Source organism: Pedobacter sp. 10L46_2, assembly GCF_056395165.1.
On the sequence record NZ_JBFTIZ010000135.1, the window covers coordinates 1 to 20161 of the forward strand.

Here is a 20161-nt window from a genome sequence, read left to right on the forward strand (position 1 = left end):
ATTTAGAATAATATCAAGATTAGTCTTGTTTTGTTCTGTAAACCTTGCTGTCTTTTCTTCGAGCACTTTATTGGCTATATTTTCAAATTCCAACTTAAATCTTTGTTGTAGTTCCGCAATATATTTATCCTGCTCAATCTGCCTTTMACGTTGTGCAATTAGCGATTCTTCAGCTTTTATTACCTTACTGCGCTCATTCATATAATTGAGGCGAAGATCATTCAATTCATCTTCCAGTTTCAATTTTTCATCCTTTAACCAATTCATCGATTTTTGATGTTCCAATTCCTTTAACTCCAAAAGAGCAATATGATTTTGATTAGCCGCCGGTTTCTTAAACAATAAAAAAATAAGTGAGGCTAAAATGATAACTAATAAAACTATTCCTGCTATTTCCATACTAATATTGTTATCAAATGTGACCATAATAACTTTAAATTGCAAAAATAAATAGTATTTTATTGATTAGGTTATAGTGAATCTATAACAAGCCGGGCGGCATCTTCTCCGGTTTGAGTGCCCATTGCAATTCCCATTCCATTACACCTAACAGCACAGAAAACATTGGGTTTTACTTCTTTAATTATAGGATTTATAGTAGACCCAAATGCCATAATTCCGCTCCAGGTTTGCTCTATTTCAAAAGGTGTTTCAGGTAAAATTACATCCGATAACAATTTTATTAGCGCATTCTGTACCAACTCGGTGGTTCCAAATTCAGTGGTTTCCTCAGCTTTAAAATCAAGGTTTCTTCCGCCTCCTAAAAGAAGCCTGCCATATATATTTCTAAAATAATAATACCCTTTATCGTAATGAAAAGTACCCTTTATTTTTAAGTTCTTTATTGGTTTTGTAATGATCACCTGACCACGTCCGGGAATTACATCTAAAGAAGGCAATAGCTCCTTTACAAATGCATTCGTACAGATCAATACCTTTTTACATCTAAAATTTCCGTCTGGGGTTAAAATGACTTGTTCATCGCCTTCTTCTTTTAGCGCAGTGACTGTACAGGAATTAAAAATACTTATCCCTTGTGATGCTGCTTTATTAAGCAAACACTGCATCATTTTCCCGGTATCTATTTGTGCCTCCAAACTATTTTCTAAAAGGATGCTCACATCTTTAAAACCAAACTCAGAAATTTTACTTGCTGCAGTTTTAAAAACCTCCTGCTTGCCCGATATTTCCTTCAAAATATGGTTATAATGGCCAATTTTGGAGACACACAATGAAGATAATTCATTTTCTAACGGCTTAAATAATTCATAACCGCCATAATTTTCATAAGATATTGAACTGTCTCCCAATAGCTTTCTGAGCTTTAGGAGGCCATTCCAGCGTTTATCAATTAAATTGTATAAACCGTCGGTTCCTATAATTTTCTCCTGTTCTATTAATTCAGAAATACTGCCGAAACAAGCAAAGCCAGCATTCTTTGTGCTCGCTCCCGAGGGTAAGAACCCCCTTTCTAATACAGCTATACTTAAATGTGGTATTTCTTTTTTTAAACTAATTGCAGCGTTCAAACCCACAATTCCGCTTCCTATGATAATAATATCATAATTAAAAAAGTGCTGTTTTTCCCAATAAGAAATCAATGCCGACATAATATAAAATTATGTTATTTTTTGATTATCAGATAAATTGGGAACGCTTTTTGATTAAAACCTAATGAGATTGCAAAACTAAAAAAATGGGAATTTATTTGATTTTAATAATCCCGGTTCTAATATTAAGCATGTTTGTACAATGGAGATTTAGAAATAAGTTTTCAAAATATGCTGAAATGCACTTGAATTCGGGATTTTCGGGAAAAGAGGTTGCAGAGAAAATGCTGCACGACAATGGGATATTTGATGTAAGGGTGATGAGTACCGATGGACAATTATCAGATCATTATAATCCTTCAGATAAAACAGTTAATTTAAGTACAGATGTCTATTATGGGCGGAGTGTTGCAGCAGCAGCAGTAGCTGCTCATGAGTGCGGGCATGCCTTACAACAGGCTAAATCATATAGCTGGTTAAATCTTAGAACCAATATGGTGCCTTTGGTAAGCCTAACTTCAAAACTTTTACAATGGGTATTAATTCTGGGCGTTTTATTAATTGCATTTACTTTTAACCCTGTTGTTTTAACAATTGGAGTAGTTGGATTAACACTAATAACTATTTTTAGTATAATTACCCTACCGGTAGAGTTTGATGCCAGCAGAAGAGCGCTTATATGGCTAAAAAACAATAAAGAGATACTGTATACAGCAGAAGAAAATACACAGGCTAAAGATGCACTTTGGTGGGCGGCCATGACTTATGTTGTAGCCGCGTTAGGTGCCATGACTAATCTTATCTATTACCTTTCCATATTATTTGGAAGGCAAAAAGGTTAGTTTAATCTGTAAGAAGCTATTAAGCTAAATTTAGGAATATCAACTGTAAATTCAGTATCGTCAAACAGACGGCTCATTAAATAGCTGCCGTTCATGGTACCCATATCAGTTGTTAAGTTACAACCAGATACGTAAGAATGGCTTTCTCCAGGTTCAATTACAGGCTGTAAACCAATAACTCCTTCGCCTTCTACTTCTCTTTGAACACCGCTGGAATCAAAAATGAACCATTGACGTCTTTTAAGCTGTATAGCGTAATCTGAAAGGTTTTCTATATTGATGCGGTAGGCAAATACATAGTGATCATTTGCTGGATTAGAATATTCATCCTGATACACGGTTTCTACCGAAATTTTAACACCATCTGTTATTGCTGTAACCATTACAATTTTATTTTTTAAATGTTTTTCAAAAATCACGCCATTTCCCCAACCGGGAGAATGTTATGATACTTATCTGCCACTTCGTCCAGGATACTATGTATTGTTTCTATGTTATCCTCTTTGACAAGTAACATTCTATAAGGTTTAAAGTCTGGCAAACCTTTAAAGTAGTTTGCATAATGGCGTCTCATTTCGAATACACCAACTTTAGGTCCTTTCCATGCAATTGATTTCTCAAAATGCGTTCTGCATACTGTTACACGCTCTTCAACACTTGGTCCGGCTAAAATTTCGCCTGTGTTAAAAAAGTGTCTTATTTCCCTGAATATCCATGGATATCCAATAGCAGCCCTGCCAATCATGATGCCGTCAATCTCGTATTCCAGTCTCCAGTCTGCCGCTTTTTGTATGCTATCTACATCACCGTTACCAAAAATTGGAATTTTTATGCGTGGATTACGTTTAATCTCTCTTATCAGTGTCCAGTCTGCCTCGCCTTTATACAGCTGAGCTCTGGTTCTTCCATGAATTGTTAACGCTTGGATACCAATATCTTGTAATCTTTCTGCAACTTCTTCTACATTCTTGGTATTATCGTCCCATCCAAGTCTGGTTTTAACCGTTACAGGCAAATGTGTAGCTTTTACAACAGCCTCGGTCATCTTAACCATTTTGTCAATATCCTGCAGCAAACTAGCACCCGCGCCCCTGCAAGCAACGTTCTTAACGGGGCAGCCGTAATTGATATCCATCAGATCAGGATTGGCCAGCGTAGCAATTTCGGTAGCCTCTCTCATATGATCAATCTCACTTCCAAATATCTGTATGCCAATAGGGCGCTCATATTCAAAAATATCAAGTTTAGCCCTGCTTTTTGCAGCATCCCTTATTAATCCTTCCGACGAAATAAATTCGGTATACATCATATCTACCCCGCTTTGTTTACAAACAAAACGAAAAGGAGAGTCCTTATACGCAGCTACTTATGCTCATTGGATACATAATAGCAGGCCTTTTTGCTTTTTCTATTATTGCGCTCATAATTATAGTTGCCATATATGGACTAGGATCGCTTACCGATCCTGCAATACTTTCTGGTGCTGAAGAGAAATATCGTCCTGCATTACAAATTTTGCTGGCCGCTACTTCTGTCGGAATGTTTTTGGCCCCGCCATTATTCCTGGCCTTAACAGAAAGAAGGAAAATAAATGTATTCTACGGGTTTAAAAAGCCAGAACCGAACCTTTTGCTCATCGTTTTATTAATTATGATAGTTTCTATGCCCGTTATGGAGTGGACGGCCATGATTAATCAAAAAATGGTACTTCCCKATTACTTGAAATGGATCGAAACCTGGATGAGAGAAAAAGAAGACCAGGCCATGCAAACCACCCTGCTCCTATTAAAAATGAAGCACATCAGCGAGCTTGTAGTTAATCTTTTGTTAATTGCATTATTACCAGGCATAGCAGAGGAATTGATGTTTAGAGGGGCTGTACAGCGCTCATTCTTAAGAATTTTTAAAAACCCGCATGTCGCAATTTGGACTTCAGCCTTCCTTTTCAGTGCTATACATTTACAGTTTTATGGCTTTTTACCACGTTTCTTATTGGGTGCCGGCTTCGGATATATCTATTATTGGAGTGGTAATTTATGGTACTCAATGTTAGCCCATTTTTTAAATAATGCTTATGCAGTATGTGTAGCATGGTATATGCAAAAAAACAATATACCTTTGTCTGAAGCAGACAACACAAGTCATTTTGTCTGGTATGGATACCTGATCAGTTTCATTTTAACGATTTTTGTATTCCAATTTTTTAAAAATAAAACATCAAAAACTTATGAGCAGCAATTGGATTAAGGTTTATGAAACAGAAGATCAATTTAAGGCTGAGATTCTTAAACAAGGATTAGAGGCAATTGATATCGATGCTGTAGTATTAAACAAACAAGATTCATCTTACAAAACTTTTGGCATCTTAACAGTCCTTGTACATCCAGATGACTCCGAAAAAGCGAAGGAATACATTTTAGAAAACAATATTTAATGAAAACCAGAGCAATAACTGCGTTCTTTTTTACCATAGTGATGTTGGGATCCATCTTTTTAGGTGGCTATACCTTTACCTTTTTTTACCTGCTTTTAAGTCTTGCTGCGCTATTTGAATTCTTTAAACTGATCAAAACAGCAGGAATAAGACCACACCGAAATATTGCACTTTTTGCTGCCACACTAGTATTTTTAATGACCGCAGGATACCATTATCTGCAATTTGAAACCAAGTACCTGTTGCTTTTAGTACCACTTTTATTTTCGGTATTCATCAGCGAACTCTATAAAAAAGATAAAATACCCTTTGCCAATATATCCTATACTTTTGTGGGGTTTGTATATGTAACAACCCCATTTTGTTTCTTTTATTCACTTGGTTTTTTGGCCAGCAGTGCTGAATATAGCTTTCATTTACCATTGTCCTTTTTACTGATGCTATGGGCCAATGATACAGGCGCTTACCTGTTTGGAATGAAATTCGGTAAAACACGACTTTTTGAGCGTCATTCGCCAAAAAAATCATGGGAGGGTTTCTTTGGAGGAATGTTTACCAGCGTGCTCGCATCTTACCTTATATCTTTACAATTTACAGAAATAAGCAGCTGGGTTTGGGCCGGAATGGCACTTTTAATAGCAAGCTTTGGCACACTTGGAGATCTTGTAGAATCAATGCTGAAACGAAGCCTTAATGTAAAGGATTCAGGTACTTTCTTACCGGGACACGGTGGCCTTTTAGATAGGTTTGATGGCCTCTTGATTGCCGCCCCTGTGGTGTATACCTATTTGTACCTTTTGCTCCATTAATTTTAAAAAAATACCGGGTTAATATCAGGTCTGAAAACGGCTGGATTGTTGCTTTACCAAAATCAATAATGAATGCATGTTAAGTTCATATTAACACCGTGTTTTTCTGGTAAAACATGGACTAGACATGGAGTAGACATGGACTCAACATGGACTTTGAAGATTTTGTACTTAAACAAGAGCCCTACAACACTATAACGATAAATAAAAAAATAGGCTAAAAAACAAGAATTTTGGAGAGAAATGAGACTAACGATTGGGGTTCTTTAGCGGTTGAAGCAAATACTCCAGGCCGTTAAGTTTAATCTCATAAAGTGTTGCAATCATTTCGCCAAGTTTCCCGGGAGGAAAACCTTCTTTATGAAACCAGATCAGGTAAGATTCCGGCAGATCGCATATAATACGTCCTTTATATTTGCCAAATGGCATTTGCATGGTAACCAGATCTTTCAGTATTTGCGGATTCATTTCGCTTTAAATTAATTAACCACCATTTCGAGCATTTCTACTGCTTCATCAACTGTGTTAAGGTTATCAAAGGCAATCCTTAAGCTGTCTTTAACTTCTTTTAAATTACATAGCCGGGGGTGGATTTGTGCAAAGTGCAATATTTTATTGAACATTGTTGAATCAAAAAACGAAGATTGTTTGTCTGTTATGAAATAACCGCGTAAAGTGCCTTTTTTGAAGGTTATTTTTTCAAAAGCCAGTTTTTTGGCCACCCATTGCAATCTCAATACATTCAGCATGGTTTTAACTGGCTTTGGAACCGGACCAAACCGATCTTTTAAACTCAGCTCAAATGCTTTTAACTGGGTTTCGTTCTCTATTTTAGACAACTCGGTGTATAGATTATACCGCTCGGTAATGTTGGTTACATAATCGTCTGGAATGTATAATTCCAAATCGGTATCTATCTGTGTAAAGGTAACAAAAGGGCGTTCCGGCTCATCTTTAAACAGGCCTTTAAACTCATCTGCTTTGAGCTCCTGTATGGCTTCATCAAGTATTTTGTGATACATTTCGAAACCTATTTCGGCAATAAAGCCACTTTGCTCCGCTCCTAACAGGTTTCCGCTGCCGCGGATGTCCAAATCCCTCATTGCGATGTTAAAGCCGCTCCCGAGGTCTGAAAACTCTTCGATGGCACTAAGTCTTTTGCGGGCCTCAGAAGTTAAGGTAGAAAGTGGAGGACTTAGCAGGTAACAGAAAGCTTTTTTGTTGGACCTACCTACCCTGCCACGCATCTGGTGCAGGTCGCTTAGCCCAAACATATGTGCATGGTTAATGATGATGGTGTTTGCGTTTGGAATATCCAAACCTGCCTCAATAATTGTTGTGGCAACCAATACATCCTTTTCGCCATTTATAAAATCAAGCATTACATCCTCAAGCGCGTCGCCATCAAGCTGCCCGTGGGCAATACCTATGCGTGCTTTTGGAACCAGGCGTTGTATTAAACCGCCCAATTGCGGAAGGTCGTTTACGCGGTTATGGATAAAGAATACCTGTCCGCCACGATCAAGTTCAAATTGAACGGCTTCCTGAATCAGTTTATCGTTAAAAACGTGTAATTCTGTATTTACAGCTTGCCTGTTTGGTGGCGGAGTGCTCATGATGGAAAGATCCCTCGCTCCCATTAACGAAAAATGGAGTGTACGCGGAATTGGTGTGGCGGTAAGGGTTAGGGTATCTACATTCACCCTCAAAGCCTTCAGTTTTTCTTTCGATGCTACACCGAACTTCTGTTCTTCATCGATGATCATGATGCCCAGATCTTTGAATTTTACATCCTTGCTCAATAAACGGTGGGTACCAATAATGATATCTACTTTGCCATCAACAACAGCTGCAAGCGTATCTTTTATCTGTTTATTGGTTTTAAAACGGTTAATGTAGTCGACATTGCAAGGGAAGCCTTTTAAACGACCCGAGAAGGTTTTAAAGTGTTGTAAGGCCAAAATGGTGGTAGGCACCAATACTGCTGCCTGTTTGCCGTTTGCAACGGCTTTAAAGGCCGCACGTATAGCGATCTCTGTTTTACCAAAGCCTACATCGCCACACACAAGCCTATCCATTGGATGCGGGGCTTCCATGTCTTTTTTAACATCGTTTGTCGCCTTTTCCTGATCAGGGGTATCTTCGTAAATGAAAGATGCTTCCAGTTCTGTTTCCAGGTAGCCATCTGGATCGAATGCAGTACCAACCTGCGATTTTCTTAAGGCGTATAGCTTTATCAGGTCGCGGGCTATATCTTTAACTTTTTTTTTAGTGGTCTTTTTAAGCTTGTCCCATGCCTCGGTTCCCAGCTTGTTCATTTTAGGGGCAGTACCATCTTTTCCGCTGTATTTTGCAATGCGGTTTAGGGAGTTGATGTTTACGTAAAGCAGGTCGTTGTCGGCATATACCAGTCGAATCATTTCCTGTGTTTTTCCGTTTACTTCTACCTTTTCCAGGCCGGCATATTTACCTATTCCATGGTCTATATGGGTCACAAAATCGCCTGGCTTTAAATCTCTGAGTTCTTTTAAAGTTATGGCCTGACTGCGCTGATAGCCTCTTTTGAGCTTGTATTTGTAAAAACGATCAAAAATTTGATGGTCAGTATAAAAGGCCACATGTTGTTGCGCGTCAACAAATCCTTCTCTTAAAGGGATGTTTACCGGGGTAAACTTTGCCGTTTTATCTATATCGTCTAATATGGCGTATAAACGTTCGGTTTGCTTGGTTGAGGAGCTAAAAATGAAGTTATGGATGCCTTGCTTTTCATTTTCTTTGATGTTGTGAATAAGCAGGTTAAAGTCTTTATTAAAGGATGGCTGTGGCTTGGTTTCGAACTGAAAAACCTGATCTGTTTTGTAAAAAAATTGTTTTCCAAATTCTACCAGAAGAAAATCCTGCAGCATGTCGGCCATCATTTTTTCGTCGGTAAAGGCAAATTTAGGGTCAATCCAGTCTTGATTTTCCGCTTTTTCTTTAACCGGCAAAGCTTTCCAAAGCTCAACAGCCTTTTTGTAGCCGGATTTAACAATGTCGAGGGTAAATTCTACATCTCTAAACCAAAGCTGGGTGTCTTTTTCTATATAGTCGAGCAAGCTGATGTTGCTTTCTGTAAGGTATTTTGATTGAACATTTGGGATGATGGTGAAGGTTTTTACATCTTCTACAGAGAGTTGACTTTCTATTTCGAATGTGCGGATGCTTTCAATTTCATCACCAAAAAATTCTATACGATAAGGCAGGTCATGTGAGAAAGAAAAAATATCTACTATGCCGCCACGGATTGAAAACTGACCGGGTTCGTAAACGAAATCGGTACGGTTAAAATCGTAGTCTATCAGGAACTCATTTATGAAATCGATGCCTAGTTTAGCGCCCAGACTAATTTCGAGGGTGTTTTTTTCGAGAAGAGAACGGTTTATTACCTTTTCTGCAAGGGCCTCGGGGTATGTAACTACTATTTTGCCGTATTCAGAATGGTGGTTTAGTTCGTTTAATACTTCGGCCCTGGCCAGTACATTTGCGGTGTCAACCTGTGTAAATTCAAAAGCTTTGCGGAATGAAGAAGGAAATAAAAGTACTTCTTTATCCAGAATACTTTCCAGATCTGCAAGAAAATAAGATGCCTCTTCCCTATCCGGTAACACAAATAAAATTGGTTTATGGAGCAGAAAATAAGTAGCTGTTGCAATTGTTGCATCGGCAGAACCAACTAGTCCTTTTAGCTGAAGTTTATTACCTTTGCCCGCATTAAGGGCTTTTGCCAATGCTACAATGCGTTCATCTGTTTTGTATCGATTAATCAGGTCGCGGATGTTCACAATGCAAATGTAAGATTTATGATTAGCTTTAGATGTAACAAAGTCTCTATTAATCAATCTAAAATAAAAAGAGGATAACATGAAAATGCTGAGCCGCATACCATTAGAACTCATTTTTTGGATAACGGCTTTAGTATTGCTGGGATTAGCGCAACCACAGTTACATGGCCATGAACATCACTTTACCCTTTGTCCGCTAGCAAACATGGGGATAGATTGGTGCCCGGGATGTGGAATTGGAAGAGCTTTAACGCAGCTGTTTCATGGTAATATTGCAGAGAGCATTAAGCTCCATTGGTTTGGAATACCTGCCCTGCTGATTATTGTATACAGGATTGTTGTGCTGATAAAATTAAGTGTTAAAAGGAATAAAATTTTAAAATATAAGGAGGAAGGATATGTTTGATTCACCATTTATGTCATTGCCGGGTATCACACCTCAGGAATATTCGTACTTGCAAACTGCAACTACAGGATTTAGTGAACAACAGTTGAGAGGGTTTTTAATGATTTACGGAAGTAAAAGAAGAAATCCGGACGATATGGTGCTGTATTGCATTTTAGGCTTCTTTGTACCAGGATTACCAAGGTTTCTGGTAAACCAGATTGGTATGGGAGTGCTGTATTTCTTTACAGTTGGGTTATGTTTTATAGGAACGATTATCGATTTAATAAACCATAAGACCCTTGCTTTTGAATACAATCAGCGTATGGTGTTTGAAAGTTTACAGATGGTTAAAATGGGGAATATTCAATAGAATAGTACACTTTAAAATAAAAAGAGATTGTACAGCGTGTGCAATCTCTTTTTATTTTAAAGTGAAATTTTGTTGTGCATATTGTAAATTTACAGCCTATGAGGTTAGCGATTTTAATAAAGCATCTGGAAGAATTTGCTCCATTGAATTATCAGGAAGATTATGATAATTCTGGATTACTTATCGGAAATGCTGATCAGGAAATACACGGGGCGCTTGTTGCCCTCGATTGCACGGAGGCCATTGTAGATGAGGCCATTGCTCAGAACTGTAATTTGATCATCACCCATCATCCTATCGTTTTTAAGGGGCTCAAAAAGCTTACCGGGAAAAACTATGTTGAACGGGTTGTACTAAAAGCGATAAGGCATAATATTGCGCTTTATGCTATTCATACAAACCTAGACCATGTAAAATATGGTGTTAACGGGGTGATCAGTCAGCGGTTGGGGCTAAAAAATATTAAGATTTTAAGTCCGAAAACATCGTTATTAAAAAAATTGGTGACATTTTGTCCGACTGCTCAGGCTGCTGCAGTACGATCAGCTTTGTTTGAGGCAGGCGCTGGCGGTATTGGTAATTACAGTGAATGTAGCTTTAATGCAGAAGGCACAGGAACATTTAGGGCCGGAGAAGACACTAATGCCTTTGTTGGCGAGAAGGGTGTTCGGCACCATGAGTCAGAAGTAAGGATAGAAACGGTTTTTTTGGTTCAGGATGAGAGAAAAGTGCTTCTGGCCTTGTTTGAAAACCATCCTTATGAGGAGGTTGCCTATGATATTTATCCTTTGGGAAATAGATTGGATACTGTAGGTGCCGGAATGGTTGGCTGGCTGGAACACGAAATGGACGGAAAAGACTTTCTTCATTTAGTTAAAGACAGAATGGATGCCGAGGTAATAAGACATACTAAATTGCTGCCTAAAAGGATTAAAAAGGTGGCTGTTTGTGGTGGATCGGGAAGTTTTTTGCTTAAAGATGCCATTGCAGCCGGTGCCGACGCTTTTGTAACCGCAGATTTTAAATATCATGAGTTTTTTGATGCCGATGAAAAATTGGTTATCGCTGATATCGGACACTTTGAAAGTGAACAATTTACATCTAATTTGTTGATAGATATTATTCAAGAAAAATTTCCTAACTTTGCAATCCGTTTAACGGAGCATAACACAAACCCCATAAATTATTTCATTTAATGGAACAAACTGTAGAGCAAAAGCTAAAAGCTTTATACGAATTACAAACTCTTCATACTAAGATCGATAAAATACGTCAGATACGTGGTGAATTGCCAATGGAAGTGGCTGACCTTGAAGATGAGGTTGAAGGACTGGAAACACGTATACAAAAATTCAAAAGTGAATTGGATGATACTGAAGACGCCATTGTAACGCGTAAAAATATGATTAAGGAAGCTCAAGGCCTGATCAAAAAATACGAGACCCAATTAAAAGATGTTAAAAACAATCGTGAATATGATGCTTTAACTAAGGAGGTTGAGATCCAGACGCTTGAGATTCAGGTTTGCGAGAAAAAGATCAGAGAGTTTGGTTTTGATATCACTCAAAAAACTGAAGTTTACGAAAAAGCACTTGCTGATTTAGAGTCGAGAAGAAAAGATCTTGATATCAAAAAAGGAGAGTTGCAAACAATTACTGCTGAAACTGAAAAAGAAGAGCAGTCGTTAAGTAAAAAAGCTGAAAAAGCTGAAACTCAAATTGAAGACAGACTTTTAACTGCATATAAGAGATTAAGAGGAAATGCTAATAACGGCCTTGCTGTTGTTACTATCGACCGTGATTCATGTTCAGGTTGTTTTAACCAGATTCCTCCTCAGCGTCAATTAGATATCCGTCAACGCAAGAAAATCATTGTTTGCGAGCATTGTGGAAGGATTTTAGTTGATGAGGCACTTACTCAGGAAGAGTTACCGGCATAACACGTGCCGTCATTCTGAATTTATTTCAGAATCCCTCTTGAGTATGTTTTTGAATAGCCCCTGCTAGATTCTGAAATAAATTCAGAATGACGAGAGAAAAAAAGAAGGTGTATCATTATCATATGATACACCTTCTTTTTTGTGGAAGAATTTTTGCTTACAGCAAAGCATTAAGATTTAGTTAATCCTTGCCTTAGTTATGAATATGATTTCCGGTTCTGTATATAAATGTGTGCTGATTGTTTTTTTGTTGCTTTCGCCAACAGCTATTTATGCAAATTTCGACTTTAATGCCAATTGCTTAAAAGCCTACCAGAACATATTTGAGCTTAAGCTGAGCACCGCCAGACAGCTGATTGCTGCTGAGAAGAAGATTCATCCTGACAATGGGTTGGTTCCTTTACTGGAAAACTATGTTGATTATTTTTATTTGCTTACCACGGAAAGCAAGACGGAATTTGACAAGTTAAAAGAAAATAAATCTACACGGTTAGACCAAATCGCTGATGGTGATAAGTCATCACCATACTATTTATATGCGCAGGCCGAGATAAACTTACAATGGGCTTTAATTAGGGGGCGATACGGTGAATACTTTACTGCCGCAAGGGAAATTAAAAAGGCCAATGGCTTATTACAGGATAACAACAAGAAATTTCCGGCATTTACATTAAACGCAAAAGGGCTAGGCCTGATCAATGCTTTTTTGGGTAACCTGCCAGATGGAATTTTGAAGAGCACACTTTCTACGTTCGGTATAAAAGGGAATCTTCAAAGCGGAATAGCAATGCTCGATAAGTTGTCGGAAAGCCTGCCCAAATCTAAATTTGAGCCATTCTATGAAGAAGTGGTGTTCTATTACGTATTTGTGCTGAATGATATCGCACATAGCCCTTCGGCCTACAGCAAAACAATGAAATACACCTCCAGAATTGCAGAGAGTAGTCTGTTAAAAACATATTTGCAGGCATTGGTGTGCTCAAAGAACGGCCACAATGATGAGGCCATCAGTATTTTAAATAACAGACCAACAGGTGCGGAGTATCAATCTTTTCCTTATCTGGAGTTTTTGCTGGGTTCTGCAAAGCTCAATAAACTTGACTATTCATCTGGACAGAACTTTGTCCGTTTTTTGCAGCTTAATAAAGGGGCTAATTACATTAAAGACGCAAACCTGCACTTAGGCTGGGTCTCGCTACTAAAAGGCGATACGGAGGCTTATACTGCGTTTATGAACAAGGTTAAGTCGGCAGGCTATACTTATCAGGAAAAGGATAAGCAGGCGCTTAATGAAGCGGGCGAATCAATACCAAATAAAGAGCTTTTAAAAGCAAGGCTGTTGTTTGATGGCGGCTATTACAATAAAGCACTGGAGGAGCTAAAAGACAGCAAAGGGGATAGTTTTGCCTCTGCCAGGGATAAAACGGAATACTATTATCGTCTGGGGCGTATAAATGATGAGCTTGGAAAGGACGATATAGCGCTTACCAGCTATCAGAATGCCATTAATACAGGAAAAAACCTGAAGTACTATTTTGCAGCAAATTCTGCATTGCAGATTGGTAAGATTTACGAAAAGAAAGCAAACTCTACAGAGGCAAATACAGCGTAATCACCTTTCTTTACTTTATAGCCTTCTACCTTTTCTTTTAGAACCAGATCCAGCAGTGTTGGTATAGTAGCTACAGAGCTATTTCCTAACCATGAAATGGTCATAGGAACTAGATTTTCCGGCACCGTATCCAAATCATAAAGCTTAAATAAGCGTTTCATAATGGCGGTATCCATTTTCCCGTTAGCCTGATGTATGAAAACAATTTTAACATCTTTAATGTCTATTTCTGCTTTGTCTATAGCTTTTTTAACTACTTGAGGAACGTTTATAACGGCAAACTCATAGAGCTTGCGGCCATTCATTTTAAGATAGGTGTTGCCATTACACTCGCTCGGGTTGTTGCTTTTGCCCATTACCAGTAACGAACCATAATCGACCGCATAGGTTTGTGTTTTGTGAGCAACAATGCCTAATGGGTTTTCAGATTCCTGAGCTTCAAAAATAACAGCTGCTGCACCATCAGAGAAGATCATGCTGTCGCGGTCATGAGGATCGGTTATTCTGGAAAGCGTTTCTGCACCAATAACCATTACTCGTTTTGCATCGCCACTTTGAATGAGATAGTTGGCTTGTATGGCGCCTTGAACCCAGCCCGGGCAACCAAATATRATATCATAGGCAACACAATCGGGATTTAGGATATGCAGGGTTTGCTTTACCTTGGCGGCCAAGGAAGGAAGGATATCCATACGATTGCTGCCGCTTTTTACGTCTCCGAAATTATGGCAGAATATGATATGATCTAAAGTTTCTTTGTCTATTCCGGCATCGTCAATTGCGCGTTGAGCAGCAATAGCTGCAATGTCGCTATTTACAATATTGTCATCAACATAGCGTCTCTCAAGAATCTCTGTGATCTCTGCAAATTTATTTATTACTTCGTTGATGTCTTTTTCCAAAGCCACTCCATTATCGTAAAATGTGGAGGTTAAAAAAGAGTCGCCAGAAATGATGTTTTCGGGAATATAGCTACCTGTACCTGTAATAACCGAGTGTAAGTTTGTTTTATTGCTCATTATGAACCGCAGACTGTTTTGGTATACAGTATAAAAATAGAACTATTATATTAGAAATAAAAATTTTAAGAGAAATCTTCAATTAAAAATACAAATAATTCTTTTGGTCCGTGTGCTCCAAGAACCAATGTTTTTTCAATATCTGCTGTTCTGCTTGGTCCTGTTATGGTGCTGATCATTGATGGGATTTGACTACCGTATTTGTCTTTGATGAGCTTAAAAGCATCTTTAAGATCCATTACAAGCTGTCCTGTTCTGGCAATAACAATGTGATGATGAGGGAAGATACTAAGTCTGCGACCGGCTGCATTTTGGTTGGAAACCATTACGGAACCATTACGTGCAATAAGGGCTTCACACAAAGTAATTCCAACTTCGGCCAGGTCAAAATCTTTGTCTGTTTTATAAAAAGGGAATTCGTATTCTGTTAAGAGTTCTTGTAATTCAGGCTCCCAGCAGTATATTTTACGCCAGTTAAAGCGGTCTGCAAGCTGAAGGATGTTTTCAATAAATTCTATTCCGTTTTCGCAGTAGATGAAATTGCCCGAAACGGCGGTAAGTTGTTCTGCAAATAATACCTCCGGATACTCTGTATTTTCTGTGTACAGTGGGGTATCTTCTAAATTTGGATAAGGGTTGTCTCTTTTTTCAAGAAGCGCCTTCCTTATCTTTTTCAGCATTAACTCTTTGGAGGAAATATTTTCTTGCATAAAAAAAGGGATTTGCAGCCATTTCGCAATAAACGAAATGGCTGCCCCATAAATATTGTAATTAAGACTCTGTATTCGTTGGCGTAATAGAAGCTGAAGGATCTGTAGTTTCTCCAACACCTTCATGTAAAAGGCCTTCTGCTGCAGGTTTTTGATCACCTGTACCGTTTACAAACTCGTCGTAAGTGGTGCGGTTATCAAAAGGACGTTTTCCTAAGATTTCTTCTAAATCTGCCTGGAAAAGAATCTCTTTTTCTATTAGTTTCTGAGCAAGCTTTTCTAAGCCATCTCTTTTATCTGTAAGTAATTGTTTTGTTCTGTCGTAAACCTGTGAAATAAGGATACGTACTTCGTGGTCAATCATTTCAGATGTTTTCTCTGAGTACGGCTTATTAAAGTTATACTCATTTTGAGGATCGTGGAACGACACGTTACCAATAGTGCTGTTCATACCATAGATGGTAACCATTGCGTATGATAGCTTGGTAATTCTTTCAAGGTCATTTTGAGCTCCTGTAGAGATTTTACCGAACACAATGTCTTCAGCTACTCTACCACCCATTGTCATACACATACCGTCAGTTAATTGCTCTGTAGTATACAGGAACTGCTCTTTAGGTAAGTATTGTGCATATCCTAATGCGGCAACGCCACGAGGAACTATAGATACCTTTACAAGTGGATCTGCATGTTCCAGGAACCATCCTGCAATTGCGTGACCAGCTTCGTGATAAGCAACGATTCTTTTTTCTTCTGGTGAAATGATTTTGTTTTTCTTCTCTAAACCACCAATAACACGGTCAATTGCGTCCTGGAAGTCTTGCATGTCAACGCTTTCTTTGTTGCGACGGGCGGCGATAAGTGCAGCCTCATTACAAACGTTGGCGATTTCTGCTCCGGCAAAGCCTGGAGTTTGAGCAGAAAGTTTTTTAGCATCAACTTCCTGAGAGGTTTTAATAGGGGTAAGGTGAACCTTGAAGATCTGCTCACGACCAACCAAATCAGGTTTGTCAATAGAGATTTGTCTGTCAAACCTTCCCGGTCTTAACAAGGCTGTATCCAATACGTCAGGTCTGTTGGTAGCAGCAAGGATAATGATACCAGAATCGGTACCAAAACCATCCATTTCAACCAATAGCTGATTTAATGTGTTTTCACGCTCATCGTTACCACCCATCATGCTGTTTTTACCACGGGCACGACCAATTGCATCAACCTCGTCAATAAAGATGATACATGGTGCTTTATCTTTAGCCTGTTTAAACAAATCACGGACACGTGATGCTCCAACACCCACAAACATTTCTACGAAATCAGAACCTGAAAGTGAGAAGAAAGGAACTTGCGCTTCGCCGGCAACGGCTTTAGCCAATAATGTTTTACCAGTTCCCGGAGAGCCTACTAATAGCGCTCCCTTAGGTATTTTACCACCCAGGTTGGTATATTTTTTAGGGTTTTTAAGGAAATCTACAATTTCCATTACCTCTTGTTTTGCTTCTTCGAGGCCGGCAACATCATTAAATGTTACGTTTACCTGGCTCTCTTTATCGAACAGGGTTGCTTTAGATTTCCCGATATTGAAAATCTGACCGCCACCGCCACCTGCACCACCGCCCATACGGCGCATAATAAAGATCCAGAAGCCAATGAACAACAGAACAGGGATAATTACAGTGAAGAACCACGAGTTAAATGAACTTTGTCTGGTTTCTTTTTCTGCTAAAATCTGCTGATCGGGAGGAAGGTTTTTCTGAGATTCCTTTAATTGCGTATCCAGCGCGTCCATTGATCCGGCCGTAAAATAAGCTATAGGGCCTGTGTTTGTTCCAAAATTGCTTTTGTTTTGGTACTCTTTGTACTTAGGCTGATTTAGCTTGTCTTTTTTAATGTATACCTCAATTTTTACAAGATCTTCGTGCTTGTAGGCTACTAATTTTTGTACATCACCCGGCAAAAGCATTTCTTTTTCAAAAACGCGGTAGGTAATTGGTTTGCTGGTATCGGCATTGAATAGGAACTGCAATAATATCAGTCCTAAAATAATAGCTGCATAAACCCAAAAAATATTGAATTTTGAACCTTTTTGAGGCTTCTTCGGAATATTTGGAATTCTCTTTATTAGTTTGGGTTTTGTATTCGGGTTCTCTTTCATCGTTATATCAAAAAATGTGGAAGTAAATGATTATGCGCTTTTATAGGAGGTTGCCTGGGCATCGCCCCACAGGTCTTCTATCCCATAAAAGTCTCGCTTTTCAGTTTTAAATATGTGGACAACAACGTCAAAATAATCCAGGATTATCCATTCGGCAGCATCTTGTCCTTCTTTGCGCCAAGGATTAGTTTGAGTATTTTTATAGATTTCTTCTTCTACGCTATCGGCAATTGCCTTAACCTGAGTGGCTGAATTAGCGCTGCAGATAATAAAATAGTCAGAAACGGAACTGTTAAGATCTCTTAGGTCCAGGCGGACAATATCATTGCCTTTTTTTTCCTGTATGCCGTGTACGGCTATTTCTGAGAGGTATGTAGAAAGGTTTACGATTTTCTTTTTTACCATTAAAATGTTTTAATTTTGATAAACAAATATACAATCAACACTTGCAAAATAACACTTTTTCAACATTATTTGTTGGTCAAAATCTTATCAGATTATCAGCCGTTGATTCTACCAATAACTTTTTGAAGATGATGGTGTCAAAATCCGAGCCATTACCGGAAGGAACTGTTATTATGGCAGATAACCAATTTGCGGGCAGAGGACAACAGGAAAACACCTGGTACAGTGAGCCCGGATTAAACCTGACATTCAGCATCTTTCTAAAACCGGTATTTCTACCCATAAACAAGCAATTTATGCTAAATATAGCGGTTAGTAACGGCATTAACAAGGCTTTAGGCCGCTTTGTAAAGGACGGAATAACGGTAAAATGGCCTAACGATATTTACTATAATGACAGTAAAATAGGAGGCGTTTTAATTGAAAATAGCTTGTCTGGGAATAGTTTTAAATCGAGCATTGTTGGCATAGGAATGAACGTTAACCAGCAAAAATTTGATATTGAGAAGACCAAAGTAGCAACATCGTTATATGAAATTTTACAGCACGATGTTAATTTAATTGAGCTATTAGCTGAAATTTGCAGTCATATTGAAAGTCAGTACCTTCAATTGAAAGGAGGAAATTACAATAGACTGATGAAAGAGTACCTTGAAAACCTGTACAGATTTAATAAACTGGGTTTTTACAGACAGAATGGCGAGGTTTTTGAAGCTACAATAACCAGAATTACTGAAGCAGGACAACTGGTTCTTTTAAGCTCTGGTAAGGAAAGAGTATATAACTTTAAAGAGGTTGAATTTTTAAAGGATTAAGGGACATAAAAATTAAAAAACAATTACAGATGAAAAGAATAAGTTTGGTATTAACATTAGTCTTATTTACAGTTCTAGGGGCGGTAGCTCAAATTGAAAAACCTGTAACATGGGCTTACGCAGCTAAGAAAGTAAGTAAAACAGAAGCAATACTTTATATTAAGGCAAATATTGAAGATGGCTGGCATATTTATTCTCAAAATCTGAAACCAGGGGGCCCGAGTAAAACAACTTTTACCTTTACTCCATCAAGTGATTACGCACTTAATGGAAAGACTACAGAGCCTAAGGCAATAAATTATTACGATGAGAATTTTAAAATGAACGTTAGCTATTTTGGCAACGGGGTTACCTTTCAGCAAAAAATCAAATTGAATAAAGGTGCTACTACTGTGAAGGGAAAAGTAGAATTTATGGTATGTAACGATAAACAGTGTTTGCCTCCTGAAGAAGTAAGCTTCAGCATACCGGTAAAATAAGCTGATACAGATAAAGAAAAGGGTGTTTTGAGTTTTCAGAGCACCCTTTTTTTATTTCAAGGGTTTTAAGGGATTATTAGCTAATAGTAAAATTAACGCTTAGCGGTTACAACACCGTCTTTAAATAAAAAATTATAAGTAATTTCACGCCCTCATCATGAAAATGAATATAATGGCGGGGTTTTTCATGGGTTTTAAAATAGGTAATAGGAATGCGGATGAAAAAAACACTTTTAGTACTGAGCTTGTTCTTTCTTTTTATTGTAACAATGACGGGGCATGGATTTGCCGCTACTCAGGTTCAGGATTCAACCGGAACGGATGATCTGGTTTTTACGGAAGTTGGTTCTGCTCAGGATAGTGCAGTAAACAACATTGTAAAAGACACGGTAAAAAAAGATACTATAGCACAGAGTGCATCTATAGATCAGGCAAAGGATAAGCCGGCAACTGCTGTTGTATCTGATGAGGCTAATCATAAGAAAACACTTTGGCAAACTTTTATCGCCGGTCTTGTTGGTGGGTTTTTAGCATTTTTAATGCCTTGTATTTTCCCAATGGTGCCGCTTACCATAAGTTATTTTACCAAAAGGGCGGGCAGCAAGAATAAAGGAATTGGGCAGGCAATTATTTACGGCCTCTCTATTATTGTTATTTATGTTGCTTTCGGGCTGTTAATTACGGTATTATTTGGATCGGCAGGCCTAAACGCGTTGAGTAGTAGCGGACTGTTTAATTTCTTCTTCTTTATTCTACTGGTCGTTTTTGCCATCTCCTTTTTTGGCGCATTTGAGATTACATTACCAAGTTCTTTCG

At 38.3% G+C, this 20161-nt stretch carries 20 protein-coding genes and 2 pseudogenes; 12 read left to right on the forward strand and 10 right to left on the reverse strand.

Features of this window, described 5'->3' with window-relative positions; translation table 11 throughout:
- A pseudogene (locus AC1DDX_RS15365) lies at window positions 1-399 on the reverse strand (DNA recombination protein RmuC); the annotation flags it as partial.
- Window positions 400-470: 71 nt separating this feature from the next.
- Window positions 471-1610: an NAD(P)/FAD-dependent oxidoreductase gene (locus AC1DDX_RS15370; RefSeq protein WP_337717075.1), complete on the reverse strand. Its 1140-nt coding sequence runs from the start codon at window positions 1608-1610 to the stop codon at window positions 471-473.
- Window positions 1611-1696: 86 nt separating this feature from the next.
- On the opposite strand from AC1DDX_RS15370, the gene AC1DDX_RS15375 reads away from it, so the two are divergent.
- Window positions 1697-2392, forward strand: a complete 696-nt coding sequence (locus tag AC1DDX_RS15375; protein ID WP_477622230.1) for a zinc metallopeptidase — start codon at window positions 1697-1699, stop codon at window positions 2390-2392.
- Here AC1DDX_RS15375 and apaG read toward each other — a convergent pair.
- Window positions 2389-2775 (reverse strand): Co2+/Mg2+ efflux protein ApaG, encoded by a 387-nt coding sequence (gene apaG / locus AC1DDX_RS15380; RefSeq protein WP_048908132.1) that lies wholly within the window; start codon window positions 2773-2775, stop codon window positions 2389-2391. The genes AC1DDX_RS15375 and apaG overlap by 4 nt on opposite strands.
- 32 nt (window positions 2776-2807) lie before the next feature.
- A pseudogene (gene dusB / locus AC1DDX_RS15385) lies at window positions 2808-3743 on the reverse strand (tRNA dihydrouridine synthase DusB); the annotation flags it as partial.
- A gap of 17 nt (window positions 3744-3760) precedes the next feature.
- Here dusB and AC1DDX_RS15390 point away from each other — a divergent pair.
- The 3 genes from AC1DDX_RS15390 to AC1DDX_RS15400 are packed head-to-tail and all read left to right on the forward strand — an operon-like array spanning window position 3761 to window position 5635.
- The gene (locus tag AC1DDX_RS15390; protein ID WP_477622231.1) at window positions 3761-4639 is read left to right on the forward strand and encodes a lysostaphin resistance A-like protein; all 879 of its coding nucleotides are present in this window, start codon (window positions 3761-3763) and stop codon (window positions 4637-4639) included.
- Complete coding sequence (locus tag AC1DDX_RS15395) at window positions 4620-4826, forward strand: putative signal transducing protein (RefSeq protein WP_172662349.1); 207 nt, start codon at window positions 4620-4622, stop codon at window positions 4824-4826. The genes AC1DDX_RS15390 and AC1DDX_RS15395 overlap by 20 nt, the downstream gene beginning before the upstream one ends.
- Window positions 4826-5635: a phosphatidate cytidylyltransferase gene (locus AC1DDX_RS15400; protein ID WP_172662350.1), complete on the forward strand. Its 810-nt coding sequence runs from the start codon at window positions 4826-4828 to the stop codon at window positions 5633-5635. The genes AC1DDX_RS15395 and AC1DDX_RS15400 overlap by 1 nt, the downstream gene beginning before the upstream one ends.
- Window positions 5636-5884: 249 nt before the next feature.
- On the opposite strand, the gene AC1DDX_RS15405 is transcribed toward AC1DDX_RS15400, so the two are convergent.
- Entirely contained in the window at window positions 5885-6103 is a 219-nt protein-coding gene (locus AC1DDX_RS15405; RefSeq protein ID WP_048908127.1) for a DUF3820 family protein, read from the reverse strand.
- A gap of 11 nt (window positions 6104-6114) precedes the next feature.
- Window positions 6115-9456 carry a transcription-repair coupling factor gene (mfd, locus tag AC1DDX_RS15410; protein WP_288881337.1) on the reverse strand — a complete coding sequence of 1114 codons (3342 nt, stop codon included), beginning with the start codon at window positions 9454-9456 and terminating at the stop codon, window positions 6115-6117.
- Between the two features lie 79 nt (window positions 9457-9535).
- On the opposite strand from mfd, the gene AC1DDX_RS15415 reads away from it, so the two are divergent.
- The 5 genes from AC1DDX_RS15415 (at window position 9536) to AC1DDX_RS15435 (ending at window position 13765) form a co-directional block, all read left to right on the forward strand.
- A complete protein-coding gene (locus AC1DDX_RS15415; protein ID WP_172662352.1) occupies window positions 9536-9862 on the forward strand; it encodes a DUF2752 domain-containing protein in 327 nt (108 codons plus the stop codon).
- Complete coding sequence (locus tag AC1DDX_RS15420) at window positions 9855-10214, forward strand: TM2 domain-containing protein (protein WP_172662353.1); 360 nt, start codon at window positions 9855-9857, stop codon at window positions 10212-10214. The genes AC1DDX_RS15415 and AC1DDX_RS15420 overlap by 8 nt, the downstream gene beginning before the upstream one ends.
- A gap of 98 nt (window positions 10215-10312) precedes the next feature.
- Window positions 10313-11410, forward strand: a complete 1098-nt coding sequence (locus AC1DDX_RS15425; RefSeq protein ID WP_172662354.1) for a Nif3-like dinuclear metal center hexameric protein — start codon at window positions 10313-10315, stop codon at window positions 11408-11410.
- Window positions 11410-12153, forward strand: a complete 744-nt coding sequence (locus AC1DDX_RS15430) for a zinc ribbon domain-containing protein (RefSeq protein ID WP_048908124.1) — start codon at window positions 11410-11412, stop codon at window positions 12151-12153. Before AC1DDX_RS15425 ends, AC1DDX_RS15430 begins: the two co-directional genes overlap by 1 nt.
- 199 nt (window positions 12154-12352) lie before the next feature.
- Window positions 12353-13765, forward strand: a complete 1413-nt coding sequence (locus AC1DDX_RS15435; RefSeq protein ID WP_477622232.1) for a YfgM family protein — start codon at window positions 12353-12355, stop codon at window positions 13763-13765.
- Here the strand turns inward: AC1DDX_RS15435 and AC1DDX_RS15440 are convergent.
- The 4 genes from AC1DDX_RS15440 to rsfS all read right to left on the reverse strand — a co-directional run bounded on the left by AC1DDX_RS15440 (window position 13723) and on the right by rsfS (window position 18051).
- Window positions 13723-14784: a 3-oxoacyl-ACP synthase III family protein gene (locus AC1DDX_RS15440; RefSeq protein WP_477622233.1), complete on the reverse strand. Its 1062-nt coding sequence runs from the start codon at window positions 14782-14784 to the stop codon at window positions 13723-13725. The two genes, AC1DDX_RS15435 and AC1DDX_RS15440, sit on opposite strands and share 43 nt — an antisense overlap.
- A gap of 65 nt (window positions 14785-14849) precedes the next feature.
- Complete coding sequence (locus AC1DDX_RS15445) at window positions 14850-15494, reverse strand: LutC/YkgG family protein (protein WP_048908122.1); 645 nt, start codon at window positions 15492-15494, stop codon at window positions 14850-14852.
- Between the two features lie 61 nt (window positions 15495-15555).
- Complete coding sequence (ftsH, locus tag AC1DDX_RS15450) at window positions 15556-17646, reverse strand: ATP-dependent zinc metalloprotease FtsH (RefSeq protein WP_172662356.1); 2091 nt, start codon at window positions 17644-17646, stop codon at window positions 15556-15558.
- Window positions 17647-17676: 30 nt separating this feature from the next.
- The gene (gene rsfS / locus AC1DDX_RS15455; protein WP_048908120.1) at window positions 17677-18051 is read right to left on the reverse strand and encodes a ribosome silencing factor; all 375 of its coding nucleotides are present in this window, start codon (window positions 18049-18051) and stop codon (window positions 17677-17679) included.
- A 41-nt stretch (window positions 18052-18092) separates the two neighbouring features.
- Here rsfS and AC1DDX_RS15460 point away from each other — a divergent pair, with 41 nt between their 5' ends.
- The 3 genes from AC1DDX_RS15460 to AC1DDX_RS15470 form a co-directional block, all read left to right on the forward strand.
- Window positions 18093-18866 (forward strand): biotin--[acetyl-CoA-carboxylase] ligase, encoded by a 774-nt coding sequence (locus tag AC1DDX_RS15460; protein WP_172662357.1) that lies wholly within the window; start codon window positions 18093-18095, stop codon window positions 18864-18866.
- Window positions 18867-18895: 29 nt separating this feature from the next.
- Entirely contained in the window at window positions 18896-19345 is a 450-nt protein-coding gene (locus AC1DDX_RS15465) for a protein-disulfide reductase DsbD N-terminal domain-containing protein (RefSeq protein WP_172662358.1), read from the forward strand.
- Window positions 19346-19563: 218 nt separating this feature from the next.
- A partial coding sequence (locus tag AC1DDX_RS15470; protein WP_477622234.1) for a cytochrome c biogenesis protein CcdA occupies window positions 19564-20161 on the forward strand: 598 nt, incomplete at its 3' end.